Source organism: Methanomicrobium sp., assembly GCF_055145805.1.
Window position 1 is genome coordinate 1 of the sequence record NZ_JBSREC010000075.1, and the last position, 7405, is coordinate 7405.

The 7405-nt window shown below is 35.9% G+C and carries 6 protein-coding genes and 1 pseudogene; 4 read left to right on the forward strand and 3 right to left on the reverse strand.

All coding sequences use genetic code 11. From position 1 onward, the window contains the following. Positions 1-72 (forward strand): annotated as a pseudogene (locus ACTB1O_RS06995) (type II secretion system F family protein); the annotation flags it as partial. Here the strand turns inward: ACTB1O_RS06995 and ACTB1O_RS07000 are convergent. From ACTB1O_RS07000 to ACTB1O_RS07010, 3 genes are read right to left on the reverse strand one after another with little or no spacing between them, the layout of a single operon-like run. Then, positions 57-632, reverse strand: a complete 576-nt coding sequence (locus tag ACTB1O_RS07000) for a hypothetical protein (RefSeq protein WP_462994421.1) — start codon at positions 630-632, stop codon at positions 57-59. The pseudogene ACTB1O_RS06995 and the gene ACTB1O_RS07000 sit on opposite strands and share 16 nt — an antisense overlap. Beyond that, complete coding sequence (locus tag ACTB1O_RS07005; protein WP_462994422.1) at positions 625-3840, reverse strand: type II/IV secretion system ATPase subunit; 3216 nt, start codon at positions 3838-3840, stop codon at positions 625-627. Before ACTB1O_RS07005 ends, ACTB1O_RS07000 begins: the two co-directional genes overlap by 8 nt. Positions 3841-3860: 20 nt before the next feature. After that, on the reverse strand, positions 3861-4475 hold the full coding sequence (locus ACTB1O_RS07010; protein WP_462994423.1) for a hypothetical protein: 615 nt from the start codon (positions 4473-4475) through the stop codon (positions 3861-3863). Between the two features lie 201 nt (positions 4476-4676). On the opposite strand from ACTB1O_RS07010, the gene ACTB1O_RS07015 reads away from it, so the two are divergent. From ACTB1O_RS07015 to ACTB1O_RS07025, 3 genes are all read left to right on the forward strand, one after another. Next, positions 4677-5468 carry an A24 family peptidase C-terminal domain-containing protein gene (locus ACTB1O_RS07015; RefSeq protein ID WP_462994424.1) on the forward strand — a complete coding sequence of 264 codons (792 nt, stop codon included), beginning with the start codon at positions 4677-4679 and terminating at the stop codon, positions 5466-5468. Between the two features lies 1 nt (position 5469). After that, entirely contained in the window at positions 5470-5829 is a 360-nt protein-coding gene (hisI, locus tag ACTB1O_RS07020) for a phosphoribosyl-AMP cyclohydrolase (protein WP_462994425.1), read from the forward strand. A 35-nt stretch (positions 5830-5864) separates the two neighbouring features. Beyond that, a partial coding sequence (locus ACTB1O_RS07025; protein WP_462994426.1) for an ATPase, T2SS/T4P/T4SS family occupies positions 5865-7405 on the forward strand: 1541 nt, incomplete at its 3' end.

Consider the following 7405-nt stretch of genomic DNA (forward strand, 5'->3'; position numbering starts at 1 on the left):
TCAACAGCCGGAATTACACCGGCAGAGGTTTTCAGACTTCTTGGAGAGAGTGAAATTTATGGAGAAAGTGCCTCAAGCAGATCTTTACCGAATATATCTACTTCTCTTGTAACATATCTGGCCTCAACAGCACTTTCTCCATAAATTTCACTCTCTCCAAGAAGTCTGAAAACCTCTGCCGGTGTAATTCCGGCTGTTGACATCGCTGTTATGTAATTTATTGCATAAGGGAGTGTTGAATCAATATTTCTTCTTCTCTCACTTGTAAGGATATTCGGGTATATTAAAAAGCCGACATAAGTAATCCCTCCAAATATCATAACTGAGACGATAATAGCAACTATTGTTCCTATTATCAGGCTGTATTGGCTTAATTCAAAGAAGATGTCGGGGAGGTTTCCTCTGTAAACTATTTTTTCAGGGAGTTTTAGCAGAAAAGTCAGCATGCCTATAATTAGTGACATCATAATTCCTACAAGGAATGCGCTAATATAAGCCGTTGAAAGGTAAGCCTCGAATGAGATTTTCATTCTGGCTTTAATCATATCATTTCTCAGTGTACTATAGTCATCCCTCTTTTTTTTCATCCTTTCACCAAGGATGTTGAAGCAGAAGCGTTCGTAACTATTCATATAAACCATCTCTTACAAGCTTTATCACAGCCTCGGGGTCACGGAAGTAGGACATAAGGACTTTTCCTACGTCTTTGTAGTTTCTAAGTTTTTTAAGTCTCATCCATTCAAGAATCTCCTGGCGGCGTTTTAGTTCCTCAACCATTCTGGCCTCATCCCATCCGCGTGATTCCATAATGTCCTCAAGGATGTATGATTTACCTGAATATCTTATCTCGTCTGTTGCCTGATTCCATTTGAAGACTTCATTTGTGATGAGTTCTCTGGTTCTTGGATCAATGTCAAGTATCTCAATTAACTGCTTATTTCTTCTGGTTCTCTGTCCTCCAATTCTGACCTGAACCTGTACACTCATGAGATCAAGTGAACTTAGCATGTTTCTTGGAACATTTAGAGGAGGGTTTTCGATACGATGAACTGCACTTGCAACTGAGTCCGCATGCATTGTTGCATATGTCACATGGCCTGTACTCATTGCCTGAAAAAGTGTCTGTGCTTCAGCACCTCTTACTTCACCTACCAGAATATATTCGGGTCTTTGACGAAGTGCTGCCCTGAGAAGTTCATACATATCAATTGAACCTTTGCCATCCTTGTCAAATGATTCTCTTGTGATACTTGGAATCCAGTTTTGGTGTGGCAGTTTTAACTCCCTTGTATCCTCAAGCGTAACTATTTTAGCCAGCGGTGGAATGAAGAGAGATATTGCATTAAGGGAAGTAGTCTTTCCTGATGCTGTTCCTCCAGCAAATATACAGGATTTGCCGGCTTCGACTGCAAGCCATATGTAGGCGATTGAAAGGGGTGAGAATGTACCCCATTCTGTAAGGTCAGTAGGTGTTATTGGTTCGTCTTTGAATTTCCTAATAGTAAATGTTGAACCGTGTGCTGTAACCTCAGTTCCCAGTGTCATCTGTATACGTGATCCGTCAGACATTGTTGCATCAAGCATGGGCTCTGCAATTGAAATGTATTTTCCTGCTCTTTGAGCAAGTTTTGTCACAAATGAATCCAGCACTTTATTGTCATTGTAAAACAGGTTTGTCTGAAGGGATTCATAGTTGGAGTGAAATACAAATAAGGGTGTGTTCAGACCGTCGCATGAAATATCTTCAATAAATTTGTCATGCATTATCGGGTCAATAAGACCTTCTCCCAAAAATTCCTTGTTAATTTGATATAATATCTTTTCTTTTGCTACGGGATCTAATTTAAGTCCGTAATCTCCAATGATATCATTTACGGAATCTTTCAGGATCTCTTTTGCGTTTTCTTTTGTCAGATCCTTAGTATTGACATCAAGGGTTTCAAAAAGGCGTTGTTCTATCTCAGAAAGAAGTTTATTTTCAGCATTGCTTAAAACCGGTTCAAGTACATTATATATGTATTCATTTGAATTTTTGTCATATACAATTCTTACATATGCATATGGTTCATTGACAGGATATAATTCAACTTCTTCAACGCCTTCAACTTTTTTGAAGGACAGATCCACAACAGGCCCGTGAATTGAAGGATTGTATTCATATTTGTCCCTTTTGCTTTCTTTAAACAGATCAGATAGCTTGGATTTTTTCTTTTTCTTTGCATCTGACAGGTCTATTTCATTAATTTTTTCAAAATCTATCGGAGGGAAGTATTCAGAGTATATTTTATTTATCTTTGATATTGTCTCGTCATCTTCTCCGGGCTCAATCTCTTTTTGTATGGATTTTAATGTGAATTCCTCTATCTCAAAAGTAGCTCCACGGGGCATAATGAGCCCTGAATATCCTGATTCTATGTTTTCAGCTGAGATTAGACCTGGATTTTGCTCATATATTTCAGAATCTGTTTCTGACCATCTTGTCTTCTTGGCTGAAGATATGGTCCTGTTTTTGATATTTTCATCTTCTTTCTGATTTATTTTGTTATCTTCTTCCGGTTCAGACTGTGACCATTTTGTCTTTATGGCTGAAGATATGGTCCTGTTTTTGATATTTTCATCTTCTTTCTGATTTATTTTGTTATTTTCTTCCGGTTCAGACTGTGACCATTTTGTTCTATTGACAGTATATTTTTTAGGAGGTGCGTTTTTCTCCTCTGCTTCTGAATTAATTTTTTGGATTTCATCTCCATCTGAAAGATTATCAGAAACAGCTGATTCCTTTATTTCTTCCTTCTTAGAATCATCTTCTTTTATATTTGTTCTATATTCAATCTCGTCTTCTTTTCCCATTGTGATTTTATTTATCTGTTCTTCCAAAGGCGTAGATAATTCCTCTTTTTCAGGCAGAGTTTTCTCCAAAACTTTTTTACCTGATGTTTCGGATTCTTCATTAATATTTTCAGAAGTTTCTCTTATTTCTGCTGACTCTGCTTTTTTAATTTTACCAAGAATGGTTTCAAGTTCTGAGACAGGTTTTTTAATTATTGTTTCTTTTTGTTCTGAAAGGAGATCATATTTTTTTTCAATAATATCATTTTTTACATAGGTTATTTCCCTGTCTGTTTCTTCAGCTGTTTCAGGAACAGTTTCTTCTGACAGGTCTTTGGTAATTTCATCTAATTTTGAATCATCTTCTGCCAAATCTTTAAAAATTTCATTATCTATGTCCAAAATATCTTTTTGTTCGGGTTTTGACAGGGGTTCAAAATCGGTAATTTGTGGTTTTTCTTCTGATAAAAATTCATTATTCTGTTTATTTGATAATTTTGGTTGAGGTTCCTGATCTTTTAATTTTCCAAGAATTTTTTCAAGTTCTGAACTAGTTTTCTCCTGATATGATTCTTTTGGATTTTCATTTATAGCATTTTGAGATACTATTTCTAAAGTGTCTGAACTATTTTCTTCCTTCACAAAAGAATTTCCAATGATTTTGTTTTCTGCAGTGATATCACCGGGAATAATATTTTCTGAGCCTGCATTTCCAATATCATCTTCCTTTCGATCTTTGGATAATTCATCAGATTTTTTATTTTTTTCCTTCTTTAAATCAAGAATGTCAAGTCCATTTTTCTGTATCTGAAGCTTTTTTATGAGTTCTGAAAGATCATCCTGTTGAGAGGTGTTCATATTGTCCTGTGAAAAAAAGTTTGTTATCCTTTCTGTGTCACCTATTTCACTGTTGAAAAGGGATTCTTTTTTACTGTCATTATCTGATTTTTTCTTATTTTCTTTCTTAAAAAAACTGCCAAATCCTTTTTTTCTTTCTTCATTATCCTTCAACCTGATCATACTCCTTTGGTTTAGATTTTAATTGTAATTTGAGACTCTTTCCCTTCAAGCCTAATTCGAAAAATGTGTTCTCTTTTATCTTTTTCAAGGATATTACAATGATAATCACCGCCCTGAAGAACAAAGCCCGCGCTTCCGTCTGAGGATGTGTATTCATAACTCACAGGCACGTTATTTTTCTTCATAATTACCTTTAATCCTACAGCGGGACTCTCATCTTTTAGAACGATTATTCGTATTTTTGCAGGGCGGGTGCTGAAATTTTTAATATCATGCAGTGAAAGTGAAAAATTGTCCTGTTTCAGATATTTTTTGTCAAAAATCCTTGTTCTTGCAGCAAGAGATTCAACAATTTTTTTTTCTGTCAGGAATAGATTATAAATACCTGATTTATCCAGGCTGTATATAACCTTATCTCCATAAAGCATTCCATGCTCATCAATTTGTGCTGCACCTTCAGCCTCACCTGTCACAAATATCAGAATAATACTTTTTCCGTCATTTTCCATTGTTGCAAAAGCATTATATTTGTGCTCTGAAATATGGGTGAAGAGTTTACCATATTCAAAATCCCCCACATATTCTGAGTTTGATATTGCTTTTTCAAAAAGCTCTGCCATCTGCATAAATGCTAAATTCTCTCCCCTTGTACACTTTAAAATTTTTTTTCATTTTTTTGCAATACAATTTTCATTATTATTCCATCAGTATTATTTAGATAATATGTTTTTATTAAATGCATTACATTTGAAGATATCTATTTTAATGGAACCTATCAAAATTCATCGTCACACATAAAAAGAGTCCCATACAATCATTTATCATTCATGATTGAACCACTTCTGATTTCTTCGGTTGCTATAGCAATAACACTAATTTATGCCTCTATACTGGATTTGAAGGAAAGACGTGTACCTTTTAAAACCTGGTATCCAATGCTTGTTGTTGGAGTTCCCATGGCATTATGGGTTTATGCAATTTTATTGTCGGGCGATTTGCGAATCGCATCCGGGTACATTTTCCTTGTTGTTATGTTCTGTGCAATTTTTTATTTTTCATCAGCATATCTTCATCTCTTTGGAGGTGCGGATGCCTGGGGTTTTATTTTTATAACAGCACTTGTTCCGCTGTACCCTTTTGCACCTTTGTGGGGTTATCCTGCAATAGCATTCTTTCCTCTTACTGTTATGATAAATACTTTAATTTTGAATATTGTGACGCCTGTTGGAATTTTTATTTATAATATTATTAAGGGAAACAGGGCGCCTTTATTTTATATGTTTGTAGGGTTCCCTGTTGATGGAAAAAATATAACTGATTCTTTTGGTTTCATAATGGAGGACTTTGAGGAAACTGAGGGTGGGATAAAAAGGAAGTATATCTCATTTACTGCTTCTCTTAAAAGAATGATTTCAGGAAAACGCAGGATGTATACACAGGATTTAAAAAAGTATCCTGAGGAGTACAAAGAAGAATTGGATCTTTATGCCCGTTCGGGGAAGATCTGGATCTCTTTTGGTGTCCCTTTTATCATTCCTATAACTGCAGGATTTATATTTGCACTTCTTGTGGGTGATATAATTTATCAAATACTTGCCATATTTATGGGAGTGATCTAAAATGAATATTAATTTTGATAAAAATGGTCTTGTTACTGTTGTGACACAGGAATTCGGTACAAATAAAATTCTTATGGTTGCCTGGGCAGACAGGGAAGCAGTTGAAAAAACAAGAAAAACCGGATATGCACATTATTTTTCACGAAGCAGGGAAAAAATGTGGAAAAAAGGTGAGGAAAGCGGTCATGTTCAGAAAATTGTAAGGATTCTCATTGACTGTGACTGTGATACGCTTATATATCAGGTACGCCAGACCGGAGGTGCATGCCACACCGGATATGAAAGTTGTTTTTACAGAACCATAGATGGTGAAGTGGTTGGAGACAAAATTTTTGATCCTGATAAGGTATATGCTAATTAGGTATTGAATACATTATTTTAAAGGGAGGTTTTTTAGTGATACTTATACCTGATACAAGCGTCGTCATAGACGGACGCATCACCTCGATGATACAGGAGTCGGGTGAATATAATGGGGCCACAATAATTGTTCCTGAGGCCGTAATAGCAGAACTTGAAGCACAGGCAAACCAGGGGCGTGAAATTGGTTTTAGCGGCCTTACAGAGCTTCAGGAACTCTCAAGACTTGCAAAAGAAGGAGTGATTGAGATAAAATATGTCGGAGAAAGACCAAGTCTTGATCAGGTGAAACTTGCAAGCGGTGGAGAGATAGATGCACTTATAAGAAAAGTTGCACTGGATTATGAGGGTGCAAAATTCATAACAAGTGATGTTGTTCAGTCAGAGGTTGCAAAGGCTAAAGGTCTTGATGTACTTTATTTAAAGCCACAGATTGGTGAATTTTCGCCTCTTAAAATAGATAACTATTTTGATGAAAATACTATTTCAGTATTTTTAAAAGAGCGCGCCAGACCTGTAGCAAAGAAAGGGATATTAAAAGAGAGCATAAATGTGCTCCTTTCTGATGATCCAATGTCTGAATATGAATTAAGGCATATTGCACAGGAGATACTTGAACGTGCCAAACGTGATCCTGATGGATATATCGAGTTGGAAAAACGTGGTATAACAATTATTCAGATAGGCTCAATGAGAATATCAATAGCAAAAAGGCCTTTTTCTGACGGTATGGAAATTACTGCAATAAGGCATGTTGTTGACAGATCAATAGATGAGTACAACAAATCAGCTATTGTTAAAAAGAGGCTTCTTGAAAGCAGAAGTGGTATTCTTATAACTGGTACTCCCTGTACAGGAAAAACCACTTTTGCACAGAGTATTGCAATATTCCTGTCTGATAATGATTATTCAGTAAAAACAATGGAATCTCCGCGTGACATTCATATTCCTGATCATATAACGCAGTATTCTGCTCTTGAGGGCAGCATGGAGAATACCGCGGAAATAATGCTTTTTATGCGTCCTGATTTTGTAATCTTTGATGAACTGATGAAGAAAACAGACTTCAATGTATTTTCAGATATGCGCCTTTCAGGAGTAGGTATGATAGGTGTGGTTCATGCAAACGACGCTCATGATGCGCTTCTGAGATTTATGGGAAGAATTGAGTTTGGTGTTCTTCCTCAGATAATTGATACAATTATATTTGTTAAAGACGGGGATATCTCAAAGATTTACGATATTAAGTTTGAGTTTAAGATTCCGGAAGGTATGCCTGATGACGATGATGAGGTCTCATCAAGACCAGTTATCTCTGTTGTAAACAGTGAAACCGGAGAAGTTGAGTCTGAAATATTCCGCTATGATGGTGAACTGATTATTTTTAAATTTCCTCATAAAGAAGAAGTTTTAACACCGGAAATTCAGGCCGTCAGTATTCCTGAAGAGGATATTTCATTGAAACTGGTTGAAAGAGAGATTCAGAGAGAAATAGGCAGATTTACAGATGGTCTTGTTGAAGTTAAAATGCAAAGTGAGAACAAAGCTGTTGTATATATAGATGATAAAGATGTTCC

What these genes read in the sequence shown, in the direction of transcription:
- ACTB1O_RS07010 (WP_462994423.1), bottom strand. Translation starts at nt 4,475, where the DNA reads ATGCAGATGGCAGAGCTTTTTGAAAAAGCAATATCAAACTCAGAATAT.
- hisI (WP_462994425.1), top strand. Translation starts at nt 5,470, where the DNA reads ATGAATATTAATTTTGATAAAAATGGTCTTGTTACTGTTGTGACACAG.
- ACTB1O_RS07015 (WP_462994424.1), top strand. Translation starts at nt 4,677, where the DNA reads ATGATTGAACCACTTCTGATTTCTTCGGTTGCTATAGCAATAACACTA.
- ACTB1O_RS07000 (WP_462994421.1), bottom strand. Translation starts at nt 632, where the DNA reads ATGAATAGTTACGAACGCTTCTGCTTCAACATCCTTGGTGAAAGGATG.